This window comes from Bacteroides mucinivorans, from assembly GCF_034654355.2.
Classification (GTDB): Bacteria; Bacteroidota; Bacteroidia; order Bacteroidales; family Bacteroidaceae; genus Bacteroides; species Bacteroides nordii.
On sequence record NZ_CP178179.1, the window covers coordinates 4997702 to 5023651 of the forward strand.

At 36.1% G+C, this 25950-nt stretch carries 17 protein-coding genes and 2 pseudogenes; 4 read left to right on the forward strand and 15 right to left on the reverse strand.

The window, feature by feature from the left end; genetic code table 11:
- Positions 1–219: 219 nt before the first annotated feature.
- Positions 220–324: pseudogene (locus VCM39_RS19040) on the forward strand (restriction endonuclease subunit S); the annotation flags it as partial.
- On the opposite strand, the gene VCM39_RS19045 reads toward VCM39_RS19040, so the two are convergent.
- The 6 genes and pseudogenes from VCM39_RS19045 to VCM39_RS19070 all read right to left on the reverse strand — a co-directional run.
- Complete coding sequence (locus tag VCM39_RS19045; protein WP_322933648.1) at positions 290–1042, reverse strand: DUF2971 domain-containing protein; 753 nt, start codon at positions 1040–1042, stop codon at positions 290–292. The pseudogene VCM39_RS19040 and the gene VCM39_RS19045 overlap by 35 nt on opposite strands.
- A 51-nt stretch (positions 1043–1093) precedes the next feature.
- Positions 1094–2272 (reverse strand): restriction endonuclease subunit S, encoded by a 1179-nt coding sequence (locus VCM39_RS19050; RefSeq protein ID WP_322933647.1) that lies wholly within the window; start codon positions 2270–2272, stop codon positions 1094–1096.
- Entirely contained in the window at positions 2273–2683 is a 411-nt protein-coding gene (locus VCM39_RS19055) for a hypothetical protein (protein WP_322933646.1), read from the reverse strand.
- 4 nt (positions 2684–2687) lie between these two features.
- Positions 2688–4319 (reverse strand): class I SAM-dependent DNA methyltransferase, encoded by a 1632-nt coding sequence (locus VCM39_RS19060; RefSeq protein ID WP_322933645.1) that lies wholly within the window; start codon positions 4317–4319, stop codon positions 2688–2690.
- Positions 4320–4321: 2 nt separating this feature from the next.
- Positions 4322–7492 (reverse strand): DEAD/DEAH box helicase family protein, encoded by a 3171-nt coding sequence (locus VCM39_RS19065; RefSeq protein ID WP_322933644.1) that lies wholly within the window; start codon positions 7490–7492, stop codon positions 4322–4324.
- Positions 7493–8059: 567 nt separating this feature from the next.
- A pseudogene (locus VCM39_RS19070) lies at positions 8060–8315 on the reverse strand (Arm DNA-binding domain-containing protein); the annotation flags it as partial.
- A 288-nt stretch (positions 8316–8603) separates the two neighbouring features.
- Here VCM39_RS19070 and VCM39_RS19075 point away from each other — a divergent pair.
- Genes VCM39_RS19075 through VCM39_RS19085 form a run of 3 tightly spaced genes read left to right on the forward strand, consistent with a single transcriptional unit; the run spans position 8604 to position 10877 of the window.
- Complete coding sequence (locus VCM39_RS19075) at positions 8604–9596, forward strand: ATP-binding protein (protein ID WP_322933643.1); 993 nt, start codon at positions 8604–8606, stop codon at positions 9594–9596.
- A complete protein-coding gene (locus VCM39_RS19080; RefSeq protein ID WP_322933642.1) occupies positions 9581–10024 on the forward strand; it encodes an HTH domain-containing protein in 444 nt (147 codons plus the stop codon). Before VCM39_RS19075 ends, VCM39_RS19080 begins: the two co-directional genes overlap by 16 nt.
- 10 nt (positions 10025–10034) lie before the next feature.
- A complete protein-coding gene (locus VCM39_RS19085; RefSeq protein WP_322933641.1) occupies positions 10035–10877 on the forward strand; it encodes a hypothetical protein in 843 nt (280 codons plus the stop codon).
- 592 nt (positions 10878–11469) lie between these two features.
- Here VCM39_RS19085 and VCM39_RS19090 read toward each other — a convergent pair.
- The 9 genes from VCM39_RS19090 to VCM39_RS19130 form a co-directional block, all read right to left on the reverse strand.
- Positions 11470–11682, reverse strand: coding sequence for a hypothetical protein (locus tag VCM39_RS19090; protein ID WP_322933639.1), 213 nt, complete (start codon positions 11680–11682; stop codon positions 11470–11472).
- 305 nt (positions 11683–11987) lie between these two features.
- The gene (locus VCM39_RS19095; protein ID WP_322933638.1) at positions 11988–13958 is read right to left on the reverse strand and encodes a hypothetical protein; all 1971 of its coding nucleotides are present in this window, start codon (positions 13956–13958) and stop codon (positions 11988–11990) included.
- Between the two features lie 10 nt (positions 13959–13968).
- Positions 13969–15000, reverse strand: a complete 1032-nt coding sequence (locus VCM39_RS19100) for a T9SS type A sorting domain-containing protein (protein ID WP_322933637.1) — start codon at positions 14998–15000, stop codon at positions 13969–13971.
- The gene (locus VCM39_RS19105; protein WP_322933636.1) at positions 15000–16733 is read right to left on the reverse strand and encodes a hypothetical protein; all 1734 of its coding nucleotides are present in this window, start codon (positions 16731–16733) and stop codon (positions 15000–15002) included. The genes VCM39_RS19100 and VCM39_RS19105 overlap by 1 nt, the downstream gene beginning before the upstream one ends.
- A gap of 60 nt (positions 16734–16793) precedes the next feature.
- Positions 16794–17192, reverse strand: coding sequence for a DUF3244 domain-containing protein (locus VCM39_RS19110; RefSeq protein WP_322933635.1), 399 nt, complete (start codon positions 17190–17192; stop codon positions 16794–16796).
- A gap of 141 nt (positions 17193–17333) precedes the next feature.
- Positions 17334–19031, reverse strand: coding sequence for a hypothetical protein (locus VCM39_RS19115; RefSeq protein WP_322933634.1), 1698 nt, complete (start codon positions 19029–19031; stop codon positions 17334–17336).
- A 27-nt stretch (positions 19032–19058) separates the two neighbouring features.
- On the reverse strand, positions 19059–20762 hold the full coding sequence (locus VCM39_RS19120) for a T9SS type A sorting domain-containing protein (RefSeq protein WP_322933633.1): 1704 nt from the start codon (positions 20760–20762) through the stop codon (positions 19059–19061).
- 55 nt (positions 20763–20817) lie between these two features.
- The gene (locus tag VCM39_RS19125; RefSeq protein WP_221650323.1) at positions 20818–21420 is read right to left on the reverse strand and encodes a T9SS type A sorting domain-containing protein; all 603 of its coding nucleotides are present in this window, start codon (positions 21418–21420) and stop codon (positions 20818–20820) included.
- Positions 21421–22160: 740 nt separating this feature from the next.
- Positions 22161–25901, reverse strand: coding sequence for an endo-beta-N-acetylglucosaminidase (locus VCM39_RS19130; RefSeq protein ID WP_322933632.1), 3741 nt, complete (start codon positions 25899–25901; stop codon positions 22161–22163).
- Between the last annotated feature and the right edge of the window lie 49 nt (positions 25902–25950).

Here is a 25950-nt window from a genome sequence, read left to right on the forward strand (position 1 = left end):
TATACACAGTTTATCATAATTACAGATTCACAGACCTACCAACATACTCACCTCACTGCCCTTTCAGATACTTGATAGTCTTAAAAGGAATACCATCTTTATTGTATAGCCGAAGTATATAAATCTCTTGATTAAGTTCTTTCAAATCATCCCAATTGGTTATCTGGAAGCGGACAACGCTATGCGTTATCCGTAGAAGCACTTGATTCTTTTCCTGTTCCAATTATTCCACTGCATGAACAAAAACGAATTGGCGAAATATTTTCTGCATTAGATAAAAAGATTGAGCTTAACCGTGCAATAAATCAGAATTTAGCGGCTTGATAAATTCTGGTTGTAGTCTAAAGGCATCGGCATCTACACGCATTTGATAAAGATTGATGTGTGGGTTAAGTTTCTTACGGACAAACTGAATTATTTTTTCTTTCTCTTGCTCATCTATGTTGACACCAAAATAAATCGACTCAAAACATTCTCCTTTCAACGGCATATAATGGTGTATCTCTCGCCAATCCCATGTTTCCTTAGGATGTTTTGCCTGTTGAGGAGTAAATACTGCATACATAGGACTTGGTTTTGGTATGACTAATCTTACTTCTTGTTCATATTCCCAATCCTTTGCTTTTGTTCCCCATTGGTAACTACATCTATCATAAGTGTTATTATATGCGTTTGGACGCTCTATTATATCCTGATATTGAACATCTATAACAAGTGGTTCAAGATATATTGTACCAAACATCGGTGGAACAGATTCCATCACTTTGTCTATGTCAAGTCCTATACAAACACCTTTGTGATTATAGCAATAGTGACTCCACATGAGTAATGAATCATTAACTTTAGACAAACTGCATAACCATGTGTCGTTACGCAAATTAAGAGCGTCATTTTCTTCTCTTTCTATCCACCACTCCTTGGGTATCCATCCTTGGAGTTTAGTATCAGGTACATTCGAATAGTCAATTAATTTAGGATGACAATCAAAAGGATCATTCAATTGAGAAGCATTGGTAAATTGGAGATTCTGATTTCCAATCATACACTTTGCACCAATTATATCCAAATATTTATAGAGAATGCGAGACATTTTTTATTCTATCGCTATTTGTCCATTCATTAACAATGGTAAGAGTTTGTCACGTTGTTTTATTAGTAGAGTTATTTCTTGCGTATTTTTCTTAATCAGCTTCATTATGGGGCTGATTTTGTCACAATATAATGATATGACTTCTTCATTTGCAATACATAACATAGTACTCTCTATATCAGAAGTAATAATTGATTTGAAAACAGAACCGCTCCCTTTTGCTTTGAGATTATCAATAAGTTGGGCGGTCAAAAAGTACAAATATTCATATTTTCCTGTTTTTGCCCTTAGAGCGTAACAGGACTGATTCATAGCCATTGGTGTTCCTACTATAACTAATTTTCCAATAGATCCTCTTGCCGTTATAATTACAGTATTTTCTTCAAATAGAGAAGAAGAACAATGTTTCAAACCAATTTCGGTAATTGTATCTGCTGTATGTAATTGGAACATTGAGCCATCATAATCAGTTGGACCAAAGAAAGGTATATGTCCGCAATCCCAATATTCATTAATCTGTTTGCTTGGTGTTCCGCCACTTAAAATATCAGCAATTAAACAAATGTTATTAGAATTCCATTTTTCTGGTATCTCACGTTTCAACTTATCATTCCAAACCATCTTTCCACCACTTGACTTGTATGGCTTACCCTCTTCGTTTGGAAAGTCAAACTGTACAAACCAGTAATCGTATAGTTGCTTGGCAAGGGCTTCTAAATTCTGATTTATCGCACGATTAAGTTCTATTTTACGGTTAATATTTGACAATACTGACGCTATACGTTTTTGGCAAGTTATATCTTTATGAAATGGGACAATCAAAGAATGAACAATATTTCTATCAAGAGATGGGACCACACTACTTTCTTTTGCGAACATTTTATCCAAATGTAGATTCTTAAGAAAGTAGTACAAATATTGGGGATTATTTCCTTTGAAATCTTTTACAAACAAGGCGGTATTATGCGCCCAAGTAGCCTGTTCATAATAATGCACTTTCCCAACACTGCCACTTCGTCCTACTGTAATACAGGGATAATTACTACGTGCTGTGTTATGATAACCAATAATACCATTTGAACCAGCAACAATCACATCTCCCATTTTCATTTGAGAAGAAGGCAAATCATATCCCCTTTGTAACTCCAAAATTTCCCCCAACTTATATTTTCTCAATTTCATTTACTGTATTGCTTTATGAATATAATCTTGAATCAGAAACAGATTCATCTCGATCTCTTTACGCTTAGTCAATAGCTGATTAAGATACGCTTTTTGTTTCGCTTTTTCTTGTGCGGCTATAATATGGTCAATTCTTGCTCCTCCTACAAAAGGATATACAGTATCAACTTTCATCTGTACATCTTCAATTTGGCTGTCTAATTCTACAAGTTGCTGCTGATATTTTCGCTGTGCTTCTACTATGTCCAAATTATTTGCCGCCACAAACACATCAAGCAAGTGGCGAATAGCTTTAATCTGTTCCTGTGCATCTTTCGATGAGCTGCGAGCAACACTTAGCGCAACAATTACAGCAATTGCACTAATTATAGGGCTTAATAGTGTAGCCCATTGGATTAAATCGTTAAGCATAGAACTATTGGTTAATTTTCAATGTCTTCAACTGTGCTATTATCTCCTTTTCAAGCCGGTGGCTTTCTGCGAATTGTTCTGAGAGCGTCTTTTCGTAGCCTGCCATACGCTTATTGAACTCCTCTTCAGTAATATCGACATACTCAATCTTGATGTCAAAATACTGCCCGGCTGAAAAGCTATATCCTTTCTCCACTACTTCTGCATAGGCAGGAGTAACAGAGAATTGGTCTGTCGCTTTTTCGTTTCGGAAAGTATCTACAATCTGTGCGATCTCATAGAGACGAAGATTGGTCTTTTGGTTCTTTCCAATTTTTACGGTTTCACCGAGTTTGCTTGCATCGATAAACACGGGCTTTTCGGTCTTATTTTTATCAATGAAAACTACGCTAACATTCGTACCCGTATTAGCGAATACGTTACTCGGCATGCTTACTACGCCTTTCAGTATTTTGTTATCCACAAGATGTTTGCGGATTTTGAACGCAATACCATTTTTGGCTGTAATGAATCCGGTAGGCACAACAATAGCTCCTTTACCTGTTTCTTTCAGACTGTAAAGCAAGTGTTGGAAGAAGCACAAATAAATTTCCATGCCTTTCTTATCCTTATTGGGTATGTTGGGAATGCCCGCAAAGAAACGCCCACGATAATGGTCGGCTTTGAGGTCGGAATGGTACTCGGAGAAATCGAGCTTGAAAGGTGGGTTGCTGACGATATAGTCAAACTTACGAAGTTTGTGTCCTTCTTTGTGATATGGGTGCTTCAGCGTATTTCCTTGTATGACATGTGTCAGAGAATGGCTCATACTGTTCAATATAAGATTTAGCATTAACATAGTCGAAGACTTGTCACTAATATCCTGTGTGAACACCGTGCAGTTTTGTTCTCCAATTTGATGGGCGAGGGCAATAACAAGCGTACCCGTCCCTGCCGAGGGATCGTAGCAAGTCACACTCTTTACGTCCTCATTCTCATTAACGAGCAATTGAGCCATGATAGAGGCAATGGCGTGAGGCGTATAGTATTCAGCATAATTGCCACCACCGTTGGAGTTGTAGTCCTTAATGAGGTATTCGAAAATGGTGGAGAAGAAATCATACCCGGCAGCAAAAGCCGCTTCAAAAGAGAAACTTGCCACATCGCCGATTAACGATTTGCAAAAGCCGTTTTTCTTGGCAGAACCTCCTGTTATCACTTCCGAAAGCGGTTTCATAATGGAAATACGGGTTTCGTCCTCGTTGAGAATGTAAAAAATCTCCTCATTGGTGTCAGCGATAGCCTCCAACGTCGCATCAAATAAAGACGCAAAATTATCCTCATTCTGACGTTTAGCGAGATACGGAATAAGATGTTCTTTTTTCAATACAATAGTATCAAGCATCATGTCGCACATTTCCTCATATTTATCATCGGATAGTTGCTCCAACGCCTCATAAACATCTTCTGCATCAACAAGTTCGGGTAGTATGCGTTTTGCCTCATAAATAAATTTATCATTGAGAAACTTATATAGAAAAGTTTCTACGATAACCGTATATTCATTTCCGCTGTTACCAAGACCAATATTATTTGTTGTGCTTTTCAGACGGTCGATAAGTTCTTTGGTCTGTTGCTTTATAATGTCAATACTCATAATCAGTATATAGTTTGATATTCTTTGAAAATAACGTCACTAACATATTTACGAGCCGGGCGCTCCGTAGAAATCTGCGCATCCTTAAAACGGCGGGTGACGTAAGTTAATATGTTTTTGGTAAAGTAAGCCGGTGTTTCAACAATCGCCTCGTTGTGGAAGAAAGCATCGTCTACATCTTCTTTTATGAGGAGCAAGACAGCCGTAACCTGCTCTTTCTTTTTTGTCCAAGCATAGGTGCGAGGTTCGGTATGCTCTTGTTCTTCTCTGTCGGCTCGTTCGGCCAAACGTTTTTCGATACGCACGAACTTGGTATCGCCATTATAGGCAATCGCCCGCAACGCATCACGCTCGTTCATTTGTCGAATGCGTTTTAGTATGCTGTTAATATTTTGGACACGGTCGTGCATATTAAACTCACTTTCCGATTCCATTTCCTTCTTCTTGAAAAGTGCGAGGAAGTCAGCAAGAATAGAACGATATTCTGGGTCATCGGGATCGACACAAGCATTTAATTGGTTACGTGTGTGAGCTACTGACTGTTTATATTGCTCTTGAAGTTCAAGTTCTTCTTCGCCTTTTTTGTAAAACGAGAAGTGTATGTTCTCCAAAGTGGCATTCAGCAGTTGCTTAACGCTTTCACGGTCGTTCGAGTTCTGCTCATATGAAAGAAGATCGAGACGATTGCGCGTCGCTTTGATAAAATTTGATATTTCGGGTATATCGACAATCTTTTTCGCTTCCGGACTTTCCTGTGAGATTAGCATATTCTGCATACTGCGCAGGATTTCCAAACTTTTGTTGATGGTACGGACGGTGGCAAGGTCATCTACCAAATTGAGCTGGCGAGAAAATATTTGAGGATTGGTCAAGTCGTAGTCAGCCAAAGTTGTTTTAGCATCTGCAACATTTTTCATTGCTTCCTCAATGGTAACAAACAGCTTATCTATAGAAGAGATACTTTCTTGACCGACCTCCTTTTTAAGTTCTTCTTGGTAGTCCTTTTTCGTCTTACTATATTCCTCCTCGATATTTGCAAAATCCACAACATGTCCAAACTTCATTGCCTTATACGGACGATTGACGCGCGTAAGTGTTTGCAGTAGATTATGCTCCTTGACCATACGATGCAAATATAACTTCTTCAATCGCGGAGCATCAAAGCCTGTTTGTAGCATTTGAAATACGATGAGTAAATCAACTTTTCCGTCTTTAAATAAGTCAATCCATTTGGAACGAGCAGATTTAGAATTTCCATAACTGTCAAACAAAATAAGGGCGGCACGGTAACGTCCTTTTCGAGGCACAGTCTTCTTGACCTCAATTTCATTAGCCGAGATACTGCGGTAGATTATTTGCCCATCCTCGCCCGTATAATTATCAAGTTCCGAGTCATCGGCATAGTTTTTCAGAAACAGCTGATACATCATTATTGCTTGTTCTTTGCTGTTGCATACAGCAAGTGCCCCCAATGAAGGGTCGGAATACTTGCTTCGAAACTCCTGCAAATCGTTAATTATGTAGTCGAGTAACGGATGTACATAGTTTTCGTGGGCATAGACATCGACTTCTTTAACAGTTTGCTTTTTTACCCTTATGCTGTTAAGGGCTTCTTTCATTGTTATCTTAAAGTTCGATCCGATATCTTCGCGTATGAGCCGAAGCGTGTAGCCATCTGCAATAGAAGCATTGTAATAATATGTATGAATATAATCACCAAAAATATCTTTAGTGTTATATCCTTCGCCGATTATGGGTGTACCTGTCAATGCTATTTTGATTGCATTCTCATCGCTCGCAATCAAATTTTTTAAAAAACTACCTTTGGGGTTATAATTACGGTGTGCCTCGTCAATAAAATAAATGCGTTTTACCTTGACGTTATACGCATTTTTGGCGAGTGCTCGGCTGTCCTTAGAGAACTTTTGGATATTGACAACGGTTATTTCCAATTTTCCGTCTTGGTTTTGGGTAGTTACACCATCTTTTATAAGATTAGCAAAGTCCTCCTTACTTTGAATAGGATTTACTTTAAGTCCTCTGCGGACAAACTCTTTTTGTGCCTGCTCTAAAAGATCAATACGGTCTACAATAAAGAAGAATTGCGGAACTATGCCTTGACAAGAATAATAATCGGTCAGGTATTTGACATTGAAATATGCAAGCGCAGTCTTTCCGCTACCTTGAGTATGCCAAATAATACCCTTACGCTCCTCCTTATCAAGATGGCGTTCAATCGCTTTTGTTGCGAACACTTGAGGATAGCGCATAATGTGCTTTTGTAATCCGTTGGGATGATCTACATAGGCTATTCCATAGCGCAAGAAAAAGTAAAAACGCTCAAAACTAAACAGGCTCTCACAAATTCGTTTGGTCGGTGTTTCTACTTTGCAGTTCGTTTTGTACTCACTATTGTTTTTATATTGAGGCACATTGTTGTCACGCAGCAATATTTCTTCATCCTTGGCAGATACCTGGTTATATCTTTTCTGAATAGGGAAACTGCTTTGCCCTTCCTCACGAAAGCAATTATAAAGGGTATTGGTTTTGCCAATAGTGGCATAATATGCACCTTGTTTGAGTTGTTCATCATATTCCATGTCATTGCTAAATACCATAATTTGTGTGATATTCAAATAACGACGGAAACAAGGATTGGCAAACCTCGTCTTCATACGGCTACGCTCGGCATCGATCCCTTCATGATTATTCTCCTTTTTTACTTCAATAAAAGCAAGCGGCAAACCATTGATGAAAATGGTAATGTCTGGGCGGAAATTGTCACTTGCCAAATCGCCACAAGTCATTTCTGTTGCCACTTGGAATGTGTTGTTACGAATGAAGTTCGTGGAAGAAGACAAGTCTATTATTTTGTTCGTGGTGTCAAGCAGTATTTCTTTGTAGAACTGCCTACCGAGATCATCGTTATTAAGTGACTTCTGAATGCGATGAAGCATAGCGTCTGCGTCTTCTTGTGTAGATAGAGGATTCAGACGTAAATAGGTTTCCGAAAACGGTTTTAACAAAATGTTTGTAAGAGTATCTGATTCTACTTTAGGAACGTGTACGTATTTAGTAGACAGTCCCTTTTGAGATATATATTTATACCCCATTCCTATAAGATGGATGAGAGTGGGGAATTTTACTCTGCTATCTTCACTAAATGCACCCATTGCTTTTTCGTATTATTAAAGCAAAACACCTTCACTATCTTTGCGAGGCTGACCAAAGCCTATTAGACTGTGAAGATATATTGTTGTTAATATTTTATTTCAGGTCATTAACGCATTATTTAGCAAATGCAAAGTTAGCACTTTTTATTGAGTTCTATTGCGTATTTGAGAATTGAGTTTATAAAAATCGTTGCAGAACGATATAAATATCAGGTTCAATATTTTAGTTTTAACGGCTTTTTGATATGTCATCACGCTTACCAACAGCTATAAAACTTGCAATCCGCAAATAATGAAACAAAAAATGTCGTTTTCTCTTTTCGTCCGTATATTATCCTTGTCTAACAGTGCCTTGTGCAGCCTTTCAGCCCCAAGTGAACCAATATTAAGGACAAAAACGGTTATTGTCTTGAGATTGTAAATCTCCACACAGCATTTTTTCGATATGAGATTGGTGCACTTTATCTCGTAATCTCTCAAAACTTCGCTCTTGTAGAGAGCCTTTATCTCTGCCCTAAATGTTGAAGCAGGAATCCCGAATAATTAATATATTTTCTACTCGCTCATAGCGGTTTTACTATATCCGTTTGTCCTCATCTGTTTTTGATAATATCGGTTTACTGCTACTTGGATTTTATCAACGACAATGTTGATACTCTGCGTTTCAACACTTTTATCTGAAGCACGATTGTTTTTACGTCCCACAAGCGTAGGAAAAATCTATCTTACAGCAGAACTATTTTATCTCTCCGTCTACTGTAAGGCGATATATCAAAGGTAGGTTGCCGTTGGGCTTTTTCACATAGAATAATACTTTGAATATGCTTCACATAACTCAACTCTTTTTGAAATTACAAAATTAAATTATAGTGAGTTATCAACAACTAAGCAAATTTGCACAAAACACAGAAAAAAGAGATACTTAAAAAAAGTTCCATTCCACACGATAATGAAGTGGCAACTGAAATTTTGCGCTGTTTAGCTTATAAACAGTTTCAGATGGCTTAACGCTTTTCGCAAATTTGCGATTCTGTTAGGTGTTTATTTTATCCTTGTAAGTTTCTAATATTTTTTTGCTACAAAAAAAATATTGTCTAACTTTGTATTTGAAATGACGAAAGAAGAACTTGTAACACGGCTACGTGACATAGAATGGGACGATTTCGAAGTCAAAGCTGCAAAATCAGAATTGCCGAAGAATATCTGGGAAACCGTAAGTGCTTTCTCAAATTGCTCCGGCGGTTGGATTGTGCTTGGTGTGAAGCAGTTTGATAAGTCTTTTGAGATTAGCGGTGTTGACAATATCGAGAAACTTGAACAGGATTTCTTTGGGACACTACGTTCCAAGAAATTCAATGTTCCTCTTTTTGCAACACTTCATCGTTATGAGATTGACAGTAAGAATATCATAGCCTTTTATATGCCGTCATCAGAGGTCAAGCCTGTTTATTTTGGTTCCCTCGAAAACACCTTTATCCGCATGGGTAGCGGTGACCAAAGAGCAACACAACAGGAAATAATGTCAATGATTCGTGACCAGTCTTTTGGTATCCAGTCGCAGAAATCCATACCTGATACCAACATTGATATGCTCAATCGTGATGCACTGGCTGATTTTAGAGGTGAGGTACGTCATTGGGGATTAGTTTCACATCTTGACAGCGTAAGTGATGAAGAATTTTGTAAAGGAGTAGGCATTACCGACCATTTCGGACAACTTACCTTTGGTGGCTTAATAATGCTTGGAAAGAATCCATATACCTTTAATTTTGTCCCGACATTCTGTGCTGACTATGTTGAGATACCCGGTGTAGGTGTAGAGGCGATGACGAATAATTACACATACCACATACCTGAACAACAAAATCTTTGGGAAGCCAGCCGGGTTATTCTTCGCCGCCTCCGTACTCTTGTCAATACGCCAATGGTTGGCATCAACGAGCGCGGACAATCTGTCGAGGATTTTCTGAATACAACATCCTGCGTGAGGCAATGGCAAATCAAATGGCCCATGCCGACCATTTCAGTCCTCGCCGCAGTTGTATTCATGTTTTCGATGACCGGATTGAGTTCCTTAATCCTGGAGGTATGCCGATGCCGTTGAATGTGATGGAAAATTCGTTTGAGTCGCAGCCACGCAATCCGGTAATCGCAAAGCTATTCCGGCTTGCACACTTGTCAGAAAACCTTGGTTATGGACTCCGCAAGCTCAAACGTTGGCAGGAAATAACCGGTCGTCCAATGCATATTGAAACGACAATTAATTCCGTAAAAGTTACTTTCGATTTCCAGACCCGTGAATCGGAGACGAGCGATGTCGCTAAAAGTGTCGCTATAAACTTGACGGAACGCCAGCAACAAATCATAACTCTAATCAGCAAAAATCCACAGACAACTAGAGCCGAGATTGCCTTTACCATTGGTGTTTCTGCAAAAACAATTGAACGTGAACTCGCCACCCTATCCGAAATAGTCCGCTATGTCGGTTCCAAAAAAGGAGGGCATTGGGAAATTATAACTTATGGTAACTAATCAATGTATTATGGAAACAATAATTATTATATCAATAATTTGTCTTACGCTGATAGCATTAGCGGGTTGTGTACTGTCTTACTTCCGGATAAAATCAAAGCAGTCAACAAGTACAATCTCATACATATTTTGGGGAAGTGTTATCCTCAGTGTTTCAATAGCCATATATTCTCATTATTATTATGATAATGAAAAGGTTTTAGATTTCTTCTCTTTGGCCTCTGCAATTATTTCGATAATTCTCGCTATTATAACAATTGTCTATTCTTTTTATACGAACAGTAGGTCTAACGGGCAAATTGAGATACTTAATAAAGCTGCCCAAGATGTTCAACGGGCAAGTCAATCGTATGCAGAAAGTGCTGACAGCTTGGAAGCTAATATTGTTAAGATTATTAGCACGATTAATCGTGTTGAAGCAAAAACTGATAGAATTTTAATACATTCATTATCCGAAGGTTCAAAAGCGACAAATGATATAGATCCTAATGATATCCATAATAATTTTGATATCAGAAAATATATACAAACCTTTGTGGCTATTTCATCTCCTTTAGGTATCATCGCAATGTATGCCTGCATTTTGTCTCATGAAAGAATGATGCCATTTCACATATCCTTATTATCTTCTGATGCAGACAATACAATGTATTGTGCAGGATTCTTAATCGCTACGACAGGCACAGGTATAGTTAATTCTACAATCGATTTTAACACAGGAATGATTACTGTTATTAATTATGTTAATGTAGTGAAGTCTGATATTGAAGAATGGATGAAATCGCAACCTCAACAAGGATCCTTGCATGACCTTAAAGAAAAAATTGATGCTTATTTTTCGCAACAGAAATAATTTTTCAACCAAAATAGGTAGATGATTCCATAGACAGTTATTCCTTTCTGCCTCGTGAAATAGATATATTCTTTCTGTCGTTGTATCTCCACTTCTTCGGGAGTCATTTGTAATATCGCAAATCTTAAAGTCAGGCTTATCCCTTTGACTGTATAGATGTAGATTAAAAAGTTTAACATCTAAAGACATTTACGGTATGATTTGACAAGTGCCGCAAAGTTTGTTTCATTCAATGACGATTACTTTAGCTTGATTTTCCATGTGAATTTTAGTTTTTTCCTCTTTGAGGTGGGAGGAAGAATAGTAGTAGCTATCATTCTCTTCAAAAAGGATATCAATGGAGGACAAAATGAAGAAGATTATATGATAAAAATGGGCTGACAATTAATGCCAACCCTTCTCTAAAATGTACAGATTAACTTGTAAGCATCAAAAACATTACCTATCTTTGTCTAGAGAGATATTTGAAATTATGCAAAACAACGCAATGGGTAGTTGGACTTTCACTACTATATCGTTACCTGTACCTTTTAACAAATAGTTTTAATAGCTGATTTTCAAAAGATTAAAATGAACTACTTTGTTTTATTACTTAAAAGCTATAACTTTCATAAGCAGAAGCAAATCCATCCTCTTCAATTCTTCCACATACAATCTTTAAGCCCGATTGTTCTTGAATCTCTCTTCCAACAAGCGATATCTCTGAAAACCGGCTATTAATCGGCAAAGATTCCGTATCGTTCTTTTGTGCAAAGAGAGTACAACTAAGACTAATTAACAGCAGCATAATAATTCGTGCTTTCATACACTATTTCCTCTTTTAAAAATTTAGTACTGGAAAAAAACGGTCGATCCCCCGCATCCATTCACATTTTGTCATCATCTTCCATGTATCACAAAAATAGTTATTTTTTTTCATTCTTTTACCTTTTTAGTTCAAAACGTACAGCCGTATGTACTATTCTTTCTAAAATGACATCTGCAAACATTTAATAATACATTGATTGAAAATATTTATAATTAAAGAGTCACTGAAAAGAATATTCTTCTTCCAATGACTCTCCGTTCACATAAAATCTCCCTCAAGAATCTACAAGAACTTATATATTATTACCTAAAAAATTTAAAATTATGAGTTTTATTATAAATATCACATACAGATAACACGTAAAACCCTTTATTCAAACCATTCACATTAATTTCATTATTCTCCATACCAGTATCTAATGTAACATCTTTTTGCATAGAAAAATCATCTACTTTATAAATACTATAAGACTGAATCAACTGTTTTTCTTTAAGCCTCATATTAGTAGAATGAATCTTTATGTAATTGTCATAAAGAGAAAAATCCATCCGAAACATTGGAGGTTCTAAAGCTGACACTGTTAAAATTTCACTCTTAACACTTCCATTATCATTATAAGCAATTATAGTAAATTGTGAAGAGAACTCTTTATCAACAGTTGCTGTAAAATAACCTTTTTTAAAATCTTTTATTTCATATTTTTGAGGATAGGTTTCTCCTTCATCCAGTTGTTCTACTATAATTTTATTAGTGCCTTCTAAATCATTTATTGCAATTTTAATAGTTCTGGCATATTCATCTACAGAGCTGTAAGTAGTAGGCATAATTTTCACAAATTGCATTTTGGGCTTCTGAGGTAGAAAGTCTAAAACATAGTATTTGGATAGACCGGAAAATATCACATAATCAAAATATGGTTCATAACCATACTGTGATATCCTACATCTTAAATATCCATCATAAGTACGTGCATAGTCATCCACATTCTTAAAATCCAAACTTGCCATATCAACATGTAAAGGTATTTCATATGGAGTACGTAGTTCATATAAAACATCCCATGTACCATCTTTTTTTAGAAAACTAATATTCCACCCGGCTTTACCTGTACTACCATCTACACTTAAATTGGGATGATATGGTTGGCAATATTCATATAGAAAACTCTTTGCTGCCTCTCTATCATTATCGTCTAAAGTAGCATAAAGCAAAGGAGCTTCATTAATATTTTGTGAGTTGACGACTTGCATCTTGCCTAAATTATTCATTTTTATTTCTCCTTGATATGGAATAACCTCACCTGTTGAGGAAGATAATTCCCCACTTCCTCCCCCGCCACCTACAGCTCTGAAAGGTACCCACTTTAACCCATAATTAAATAAATCCGTATAATTATCTGATATATTACGAACTACACTACCTCGCCCTATTTGATAAGATAATATTTCCGTTAATCTTTTAGTTGAATCCGGAATAAAATAATTCAACGACACACCTTTTACCCACGGATCAGGTGCATATAATTTTAATTTGTTACCATAATCAATATTTATGTCCAATGAACCTTGAGTACCCTTTTTGTAAGCTTCATATACATCTGATGTTCCTACACTGTTTGCTATAATTTGTTCGAAAGGAGTCAACGTCTTTCCACTAAAATCTAATGTTTTTCTAATAGGATCACCATAATTTTTGCTGCAAAATCCCAAAAAGTGTGCTATATCTCTGAGTGCTATAGTTACAAAATCATATTTATCAGTAGACTGAGGATACAAAGAAAAAGAGAAATCATCTATCCTATTTTTATTATACGTAATAGTTCCATCTCCTCCCTCTATCCATTTTGCATTTGCAAATTTCGGATCTAAGAATTGTGGTCCAAACCTTTCACCCATATACACCCCTTTTATACGTGTATTTAAAACTAATTCATTGTAATCATCTATAGTTCCTTTAGCAGTAACCTCCGACAATGGATTAGAACTTGAAAAAATATTGCCAACTTTTGCCGTTATTCTTATCGGCAATGCGGTTGGAGTCTGTTCCTCCCATATCTTACAAGCGTATTCAAATGCACCTTTCATTTCATTAGTCCAATCCCCTTCATAGGTAACTATGAACTTCGTGCCACCTCCGATTCTCCTTACAGCCGGTACATCCGAACAAATTCCCAAATATTCATCAAGAACGTATGGATATGTGGTATTTGTAGTTGTTTGGGTAAAACTACACAAAGCATAACCCAAAAACAAAATCAATAACATTTTCTTCATACACTATTTTTTAGTTGATTAAAAATTTCCGAGCAATAACTCTCTTATTCACTGTAATATGAACAATATAAATACCCTTTTTAAATTCCGGAATGTATATACTCTGAGTATCTGTTTGTAATTGTTTTACTATAGTTCCGTCAAGTTTCAATATCATGATTTCTTTTAGACCCAATAATCCCTTAAAACACAAAGTTTGTTCTATTGTATCATAATATACATTAATAACATCCTCACTCTGAACATTTATAGATGTCACTAATTCCACCCATTTCTCATATTCTTTCAATAGTTCAGGATCATTCACACATTTATACATCCGTATCGTATCCCGAGATGTTACGAAACCATAATCATTCTCAGCTTTCAATATGTAATAATCGTCCCAGCCAATAATCATATCATCAAAAAACATATTTTTAACTCCTGCATCTATTTCGACTTTCTCATTAGGGTAATAGTATGATGTAGAAATATATGGATTTCCTTCTTCTCCCCACTTAATAATATATTTTTTTTCACGTGAAGAAGTAAAATAAAAGTTCAATATTGGATTGGTAAATTGGTACCATGTCCAATCAAATCCGTCGCACTCTAAAGTTGCATTTTTCAATACCGGCATTGATGGTAGCAAATTTAATCGTATGGGAAAACAATCGATAACGTTACCTGCAATATCTTGAGAAACAATATTTCCCTTAAAATAAACAGAAGAATCATTTTCAAAAACATAATGTTTTAAACCATATTCAATATCACTCTTTAAATCTTGTATATTCAATTCCTTTATTGAAAAAGAGAAAGATCCATAATGTCCATCTTGCTCTTTTATATTATACCCCCCCGCCTTACTATCCAATTGAAGCACCCATCTACCACAAAGACTACCATCACTTAAAGAAAATGTACATACATCTTCTTCGAAGAGAACACCATCTCTTTGAATAGTAGCTCCTGTTCTAAAACTTCCGTAAATTTTAGACTGAGAATAGGTATTGTTAAAAGAACAAACCACAATTAATATTAAAATAATTAACCGCATTACATCTTCATATATTTAATTGTTTTGAAGCAGATACTATTACTATCATAAAATTGAAGTATATAAATATCCTTATCAAGTTTATTTAAACTATCTATCTCCTTAACTTGCATAACATACTTACCTTCTTTCGTGAATACTTTTATAAAAGAAACATTCATAAACTCACGAGACACTTGTGAGTTTTTTGTCAAATTATATTCCGCAAAAGAGCTACTAATTAAATTCTCCAAAGTAATAATAACCTCATCCTCTCCATACTGATTTTCAACACTAAGAATAACCCATGCATAATCAAAAGTATTTATGCCACTCCTATGCACATGTGCAACATAAGGTTCTTCAACTATCTCTATCTCCAAAAAAGGAGAATAATCTTCTTTAACTCCAACACTTAAATAATCTTTGCCGACATAATGGACTGCAAAATCAATACTATAAGTCGTATTTGTTTCATTTATAGTCTTCACAATTTCACTATAAGAAATAATTTTAGGCTTCAGTTCCAATGTTATATTATACAAAGCAATCGTTTCCTCTCCATTAATTATACATTTAAATGTGATCAAACCGTTTATATCACCATCGACGTTTATGGCATACTTATTAATGTCTTCAACAGCCGGAATTGTAAAAGTAGCAGCATTAGATGTAGCTACTACATCTTCACCTCCATCTTTTAAGGGAAGAGTATAAGTCCATTGAGATTGACTAATTGAATATCCTGAATAATTTTCCACTTTAAAGTTATTACTTTCATAAGCTGAAGCAATTCCATTATCACTTAGATTTTGACCAACTATTTTAATATGAGATTGTTCCCGTATATTCCATCCAATAGCATGTAGTACCTCCAACGTCCGATCGTCAACTCGCAAAAATTTCTCTCCACTTTGTAAATCATAAGACATTAAAGAATTCTTATCGCTAAAATATTGCAAAGAGCGATATGGTTCAAAGCCTGTCGAAGGAGCGTAAAGTTGATATGCAGCATCATTTTTTAATGCATAAACCGCCCCGGAATTAGACAAACAGAAATCTTTTAACTCTTGATTCTCTCTTTTGGTATTAGGAACATCCTCTAACCTTTTAGTTGGAGTAAAAATCAACTTATCAAAAATAGAATACCCATCAGTAGAATAAAATGTAATTCCTCGTGATCCTCCCCTGTCTCTTACACTTGACCCAAAGCCTATTACATGTGCTATACTTCTAAATATAGCATAAGTAAGATTATTAGTTCCGGGTTTGATTTTATTACTATAACCACAATCCCATGTTGTATATTTATTAATATGTATAGTAGCATCTAAATCATCCACATTGACACTCAGTCCCAAATACTTAGCCAAACATTGAGGATAAAAAGTCTTATTTTCCTTATCAGTCCAATATAGGACGTCAGTACCAATATCATAGTCTTCAGCAATATCCTCATATTCGAAATACAGAACAATCGTTGCATTATTATCCAAATAGCTTTGCCAATTACTAACAGCCACGTCAATGCAGATCCGCATACTATCTGGCATATTTGATGATGTATTAGCAATAATCTTGCCCCTACGTTCACTACTAAGTCTTTCAGACTTAGGTAAAATAGTTTCTACTGTATTAGGATCAGTACCAACAGCAAACTTATCAAAAAAAGTAAATACCTCTGTTTGTTGTGCATTTAATAACTCAACAAATATAAGTAATACAGAAATAAGTAAATAAAAATGTTTTTTCATAAAGCTTTATCTTATAATATGTATATCTGAAAAACAATAACTTTCCTAAAAAAGAATTATTTACTTCACTTCAAATGATCCATAAATATGTCCTCCATACGAATTTGTTAGTTCTAACAAATAGACTCCAGAAGAGTAAGCCTCAACAGAAATGCTATATTTCTCGGGATTATTAATCAGAAGAGAATGAGAATATATAGTCTGATTAGCTTTGGAAATAGCTATCGAGACATCGCCTGCTGCTTCCAGAAACTCGAGAGAAATAATGGAATTTTCCAAAGATGCAGTTACAGGTATAAAAGGTACAGAACGATTGTCTTTATCTATATCATCATCACCTTTCCAATGTCCAGAAAAAGAAATTTGCTCCCATAATGAGATAAACCCACCATCATTCTCTTGTGCAATAATTGTACAACTAAAACAAACTAATAAAAATAGAATAATTCGTGCTTTCATCTTTTGCTTTTTTTCATGTTTTTGTTGTACAAAAGTAGAAAATTGGTTTCAACAAACAAAAAATAAGACATGGACTAAAAAACGGACTATACACATCTATTAATCAATAACATAAAAAGAAAACATTCTAATACAGGTGGACTATTTAGACTTATGATTTCGATATTTTTGCAAAAAAGTTTCTATTGAATCTTCTTTTACTAATTCTAAACGCTCCTTTAAGCGCGATTTTGCTTTAAATATTGTATGTTCATCTTTACTATCAAAAAGAATCATTAATTCTTTAGTCGTAAATCCTAAAAACAGAAATGTTAGAAGTTTAATATCATGTTTGGTTAATTGATTATATTCACTCTTCAATTTGATTAGAGAATCATTACAAAGACAATTCACTAAATTAAATATTTTATCCCACTCCTTAGGTGTTAATTTTTCTACAAGTACCTCCCCATTCTTTAACATCTTAACCAATATGGTAATATCCATTTTATTACGTAACTCTTCATTTTCTGTAGTCAACACTTCTATTTTTCGGGATAATTCTTTTACTTCACAATCAACATGGGCATTCGTTTCCCCCCGCTGTTGCTTATACATTTCAATTTCATTCTGAAAAAAGATTATTTTCTTATTATTCTTTTCTATTACTTTTCTGGTTTGTATTACTTCTAATTTTACACGCCCATATCTAACATAGAAAAAATACACTATCCCGGAAAATAAAATCACAACAATCAGATAAATAATATGTAAGACCCTCTTCTCTAATTTACCCCGTAACACTTCGGTTTCAAATTCTTCCTTTTGGTATTTAGCCTGAAGCTGTACCAACGCTTCTCGCTTTCTATCATTTTCAGCCATATATAATAAAGAATCTGACCGTTCTTTCAAAATAAGAGCATGTTGATAATCATGATCTGCCTTAGCCAACTCTGCCAAACACCCATAAGCTTCGGAAGCAGTAAATAGATTATCACTATTCAAACAAAGTTTTAAATACTTCGTTGCATCTTGTTTATGTCCCATTAATTGATATAAACGCCCTAAGGACATATAATGAAGTACAAGTCTATCTTTATTAGGTTCTTCATCGAGAATCCTCAGAAAAATTTCTTCAGCTCTGGAATATTGTTTTTCAAAACAATACATTTTTCCAAGTATTTTAAAAGCACTAATTTTCAACCGAATTGGATTATTTGTTAGTAAGTGCAAACTCGTCATTGTATATTGATAGACACTATCCATCTCCTGTTTTAAGAAAAAAGAACGTGCCATCATTTGATAAGTATAGGCTGCCCCTAATGTATCTTTTGCCTGGTAATAATAAGAAATAGCTTGACGACAACAATAAATAGCCTCATTATAGAATGATTGTTCTTTATTTAAAACTGACATATCTGTAAACATCAATCCCATTATCTTATACTCTTTCGTATCCTTCAAAACTCGCCGGACTTCCCAATAGACTTTCATAGCCCGCGTAGTTTCCCGTTTTCCTTGAAGTACACGTCCATAATAGTACAATGCTTTACCATATTTACTTTTATCCTTTTTCTTCTTGAAATAATCTATGGCAAAAGTAATAGAAGAGTCAGCAGACAAATCCATATAATTCTTATCACGTGCCTGAGTCAGTAACAACACATAATCTGCACGTTCCTGACCTGACAACTTATCGGGATAAGATATTTTCCTTAATAGATTTAATGCACTATCAGGGTATACTTCCATACACTGCTCCGCTTGCCGAAGAGTTACTATGACCTCTTCTGGTGCAGAGGAACAAGCAACGAAAACTGCAATGAGAAAAGAAAAAAAGAAAATGCAATTATATTTCATTCACAAAAAGGATTAAAAGTGAAGGTCTTACGGACAGATCTTCTTCGTTACTACTTTTCCATCTGAATAGGTAATTGTCATGATATAGACTCCTCTCGATAGATGATTAACATCCTCATAATTTTCTGTTTGAAGGAGAGGCCTTCCTTGTATATCCCTTACTTCAACTTGTAAAATGCTTGATTCTGCTGTGACCTCTATGATCGGATCGGGATTCATCTGGCTTGGAATTTCTACCGTATAATGCGCTTTTCCTATTTTATTTTTTAATTCCAGATCAACCCAGGCCTTTCCGTCCTTATGAATATATTCAAAATGCAATTTAATACTATACAACTCGTCGTAGGAGTGAGAATTAACAAGGATACCAAACTCTTCAGATTGTTCAACATACAGATAATCAGCACCCGTGTAAAATGCTACTACATCAAGACTATAAAAGTTTGTCCCGGGATTCGGAGTTATAGCATCTACTTTTACCGATACAAAAGTAGGTTCAGTAGCAAAATACACATAGAATGTTTCAGACTTCTTTTTCCCATCGGCAGTAGTAGCAGTCAAACTGATCTTACCCTTAATATCTGCATTAATATTCTTATTATACTTCGTTACATCATCTATCTCATCTATACTGAAATCAGAAGAATCTCCTGTTTTGATAGTGACAAAATTCATTTCGTTATCCAGCAGCTCATACTTCCACGCATAATTCGTTATACTCCCCGAAGTGGTTTCGGCATAAAAATTATAGCTTTGAGAAGAAGAAGCAATACCCGTATCATCAATGCCTTCCGCTATTATTTTTAAGTCGCTTTCAGGTTCTTTCCAGCCAATTGTTCTGAGAACTCCCAATACGATCTCATCTATTTGCTGAATCTTATCTCCTGTCCTGGTATTGTATGACATCAAGTCACCATCAAAATATAGATAATTCAAGTAATTATAACGTTGGAACCTGCGAGAAGTATACAACCTGAAGCTTTCATTAGCAGACGTTTTACAATAAACACGCTCTTCCGACACAAATGAAGAAAGTTCCTGGCTTGCAACTCCATTATTCGGCATTTCATTCAGACGGACATTATTGGAGTCAACAATCAGATTATCAAAAGGAGAGAAACATCCCTCTATAGAGAAAATAATGCCATGTGACACATCATTTACAACCGATGAACCAAAGCCTAACGAGATGGCAATGGCACGTAACATGGCTGTTGTGAAATTCTTCTTATCCACAGCCTTTCCGTTAAAACTATACTCCCAATCCGTGTCTTCATTAATCAGGATAATAGCATCCTCGTCATATACACGTTCGTCATCAGTTAAGAAATTCTGGTAGTAACTGTTGGGATATGTTATTTTCGCATCGGGGAATGAAGTATATCTCACCTGAGCCTGAAAATCGGCAGCTTCTGCTCCCAACTCTTTTTTCTCAAACTTCAAAACTACATTTTCAGGAATATATAACTTTTCTTCCCAGAGTAGTGCGGCGGCCTTTATACAATGCTGCATTTCATCATCTATTCCGGCTCCACATATTACTTTAATCACTCCTCCAAAATCACTACTCAAACGTTCTGTTCGAGGCAAACAAGGTTTCATGATTTGCGATCCCCACGGAGTAGTATTCATATGTCCTTCGAATACTAAAATTGTATCTTGCTGAGCCATAGTTAAACCTATACTCTGTAGTGTCAACAAACCAACCAAAACTAACAAACATTTTTTCATAGTTTTAAATATTAGAAGAAATAAACAATATTCAGTACCAGAACAATAAATGTCCTCATCGACAAATCTTCCTCGTTACTACTTTTCCATCTGAATAGGTAATCGTTACGATATACATTCCTCTCGATAGACGATTAATATTCTCATAATTTTCAGTGTGAAGAACAAGCCTTCCTTGCATATCCCTTACTTCAACCTGTGAAATACTTGATTCCATTGTTACTTCTTCTATGGAATCAGGTTTCATCTGATTGGGAATTTCAACTGTATAAGACGTTGTTCCCACATTGTTCTTTAATTCTAAAACGACCCAGACTCTTCCACCCTTGTAAATATTTTCAAAGTGAAGATGAACGATGTACGGTTCTTGATAAGAACGCGATCTAATTACAATGCTGAACTCTTCATAGAGTTCTGCATAAAGAGATTCAGCACCACGAAATTCGGCTGTTAGGTCAAGATTATAAAAATTTGATCCGGGAATTGGAGTGATGGCATCTACAGTCACGGAGATAAAGACTGGTTTATCTGTCTCTTCCAAAGCAGTTGACCGAAATTCCTCTAATGTATTTAAATCACCTTTCATGTCACGGGACATCACAAAGCTTGTGCCCTGCAGTGTCAACAAACAAACCAAAATCAATAAATATTTTTTCATAGCTTTAAATATTAGTAAATAAGGAAACTCTATCACAACGATAACAGAAGCAGTTTGCTTCACTCCCAGACATCAATCATAAGTATATCCTCCTAATATTCCTATGATACAGAATAGCATAACATGAAAGTTACAACATAAGGCAATCCTATAATTATACCTCACTCGTAACTAAGTAAGATATCAAACTTTACAAAAGTAATAAAAATTAAAGGGAACGAGTCTTTTATCTTTGAATAATATGTAACTTTTTAAGTTAGAACAAACAGAATAGTATAAGTTTCAAAGAGTTTCAAGCCGTTGAGAAAAAATTCTCAATATATAGAGAAGAAATTCTCAACGTATTGAGAAAAGATTCTCAATGCATTGAAACTATTTTCTCAATACATTGAAACAAACTGTATCATGCTTTCAACCGAATAACAAACCGACTACCTTTGCCCAGTCTGCATGCCGCCATGTGCTTCTACAAAAACTTTAGAGATACAAAAAATCGACATATATCTAAATTTAACGATAGATATATGCCGATCTTATTAGCGATGATTCAAGAAAAATTTCTCAGTGCCCTCAAAAGAACACCTCTCCCGTCATTATATTAGGGATAGCTTTAACTCATTGATTTTTTTATTATTAAAAAGTAAAAAGAGAGGAGCAACCATACATGATTTTTCCAAATCATATATCAGCAACACTCCTCTCCTATTAAATACAGACCCATACAAGGTCAGGTCCTTATATTATTTTTTAATCACTTTCAGTGCTTTCAAGATTTTAGCATCCTGTTTGATATTAATGAAATAGATACCAGCAGCACCATTTACTGTCAAATGAATATCTCCACCATTGGCAACTGTAGTTTCTTTGGCTTCAATCATCTTTCCGGTAGCATCAAATACTTCTATAGAATACGTACCTTCATTAGCAAAGCGAACATTCAACTCATTTACAAATGGGTTCGGATAAGCATTGTAGGCTATGCCTAATTCACTGTCTGAAATACCAACACCTTTCGTTACTGTTACCGAACGATAAGTTTTGGATACTGATCCCCAACCATTTTCTAACGTCAATGTAGCATTAAACTCTCCCTCTGACGGATAAGCAGCAACAACATTACCAGATTCACCGGTTCCGGTTACTGCACCTTTTATCTGAGCCTCTTCCAACTTCCAAGTCGGTTTAGTCTCAACCTTAAAGATACTGCCAGAAATGAATGGGGCTCCGGTTCCATAAGTAATGTCTACCGGGACATATTGATTAACGCCTTGAGAAACTGTCTTAATTTCAGTCATATAACCTTTTAGGTTCTTGTTGCTTCCCGTACTGAAAATTTCATTATTTTCATTCGGTTCCGTTTCAAAGTCCCAATAACCAATCAACGATTCAGGAATCGTAGTCAGATGTTCCATTGATTTTTTCACTTCATCTGCCGTCAAACCTTTGTTGTATAATTGGAATTCGTCCAAATAGCCGTCAAATCCTGCTCTGTTGGCAGCAATACCTCCAACCATAATTGTATAAGCATTCTTCCAGTCCTTAACATTCGTTATACCACCGCCTGAATTAATCAATTTTCCATTAACGTATAAAGATACATCACGACCGTTTTTATAATCTACTACAAGAGCCAAATGATACCACTGATTGGGGACAAAAGAAAAGTCCTCTGTAATAATTTTAGTCTCTGTACCAGCACCAGATTCCCTTTTCTTCAAGCTAAAGTCTAACTTATTATCTTCTGTTCGTATATGAGTCCAAAGCCATCCCCAGTCACTATCAGGCCAGCGATCCTCGGCAGCACGTATATTCAAAAGATGTGTGCCGTTACTAACATGGTTGAATACAGCCGGTTTGAACCAGAAAGCAATTGTAAACGGTGATTGGCTGGTAAAATTCAACTGATCGGCAGGAACTCCAAAAGCAATCTCATTTAATCTCAAACCACGTGAAACATATCCGTCTGCATTACGTCCGGTATATTTGTATGTTACCTCTTCACCTGTTGATATTGAGATAGCATCTTCGCTATCATTGGCTGTCAATGTCTTAATTTCAGGCATAGCACCCACTTCTTCTGATGAAATCTGAATCAAAGCCTGATGTAACTGTACATTTTCTCCAGAAGTAACACGAAGATCATAAATGCCGATATTAGAAAGAGAAGTCTCAAGAGAGATAGAGCTCGGGAAACTTTTTTCGACAGCACCTGTCTGAGCATTCAGTATTTCCCATTTATCAGCCGGAGCATGAGTCGGGTCAATATATCTAATGGTAAACTGCTCATTGGCCTTAATAACCGGTTTGTCTATTTCGAGCCCTTCTACTGTTTCATTTTCGGGAGTATTCAACCATTCGGTCCATGCTATTCCTGATTCGCTCTTACCATCTAAAGCAACTGCTGAAACTCCAATTTTTACTTTCTTAGCACCAGCTACATCAAACGGAGCACTCACTACATAAGCAGCCCATGAAGTAGTAGCCGTACACATTACAGGCTCTCCACCCTCCTGCTGCATATAAATCTTATAGAACCAAGTATTCACATCGTCGTTATAAACAGGTGCTTCAGGATGAGCAGCATCACGGTCTTTCATTTTGAAGAATACCTTGAAATCTAATCCTTTATAATTGGTAGTCAACAGTTTTTCACCAGTAATAGTCGGTTGATTCGGAGTTACAGCCGCAGAACGGGTCAATGAGATCTCTCCAATCAATACCTTAAAATCGGCTGATGTATCCGTAAATCTCAAAGCAAGCATAGCAAGTGTTTTATCATTCAATCTCAAATTAGTAGGCAGTGTACCTACTTTAATTGTTTTCTCAATCCATTCCTTGCTCGAAGAAATATTATTGGCAACAGCAGCAGAAACTTCTGTTTGTTCAGCTCCTTCTGCCGAACAAGCTACAGCCATTGAACCTGTACCGCTTAGCACTTTATAACGCACAGTCAATACATCACCGCTTTTCAACGAATATTTTGTTTTAAACAGATGCAGATATTCAGTATCTGTCTCTCCTGAAACAGAAAGACATGAACCACCAAACCAGGCATCATCCCAAGTAAACTCAGCTTTCAACCCTTTAGTCGGTACATCTTTTTCAGGATCTCTCCCCATAAAGCTGGAAGTAAACCACCATCTCCAAGTAGGCAAATAGTCTTGAATACCGATGTTGTACCATTCATTATTGAATGTAGTCTCACCATTTACTTTAAAGAAAGTTCCATTTCCCAAATTAAAATAGGTAACAAAAGGTTCTGCAGCTAAATTATCAGACCCTAATACACTACGAGCTGTAATGAATTTAGAGAATCCATGGAAATCTGTTGCAGTGGTAGAATGTCTAAGAATATTTTTAATAGCTAAATTATTTACCGGATTATAAGTAGAGCCTGTAAACACATTCTCACTTATCTGCTGATATGTTCTTTGTTTGGTCAACGGACTGGAACCCAATTCGCCTCTACCTTCAAAAATCATATTCATATTGTGAGCTCCCCAAATACCAACAGAAATTTCGGCGTCTTTTAAAGCATTCCAGTCGGCTACAGATCTACCTTGGAAATCCATACCTCCATATACATCGTAAGAAGAACGTCCTTCAAAACTTTTAGCTGTAGACTGAGAAGTAGACAAACCTGCTGCACCCCAATTATAATTCATAAAATACGCATCAGATGTAGGATTGCCGTTCCAGTGAAACCAATCTTTATTTGATGAACTAAGGGCGTCTGTACCACCTAAAGAACCTCCACTGGCCATCAAAGAATACCAAGCATTGGTAAAAGAAGGCCAGTTAGCTTCTTCACGTTTTGCAAAACTTTGAGACAATAATGTTTTTAATCCATCAGCAGTCAGACCACTACCCATACTAAATTCCGAATTATAGCCAATACCATCAATACCATAATAGCGCAAAAATTTCAACAGTTTATCTGCGCCACCATCAATCATGGCTTTCATGGTCTGTCCGTGTCCTTTATCGGTAGCAGTAATCGTTGAAGCCCAAGGCACAGAAGCCAATGTAGATGTCCTCACACCATTCTTGTGACAAACATCGGTAAAAGCACCAGCCATACGAATCATAGGAGCAGTCCAGTTACCATAGATATCCACATAACTCCACATACTGAACACTTCCGAATCAAAGAAATAAGAAGGAAGTGATTTCCATCCGCCACCATCAGCTGTACCGATTGGACACCACCACAACAATTTTCTATCCGGAGTCATATTCGGATCAACCTGTGTAGCAGAGTTTTCGAAACGTTCTTTCGGTTTCACGCGAGAAATAAAGAATTCTTCATCTTCAGCAGCATCCGAAAATAAAGGACTCCCCGGTTGCCAATTGGAATAGGCTTCATAAAAAGGAACACTCTTGCTCTCATTCACATACATCGGATGTGATGGAACTTGGGCGAACGCTGCACCACTCATCAATAGGCAGGCCCCCACACAATAATGTCTGATTTTTTCCATAAATATAAAATAATTAGATTACGTTCCGGAGCAAAAGTACCCCGGAACA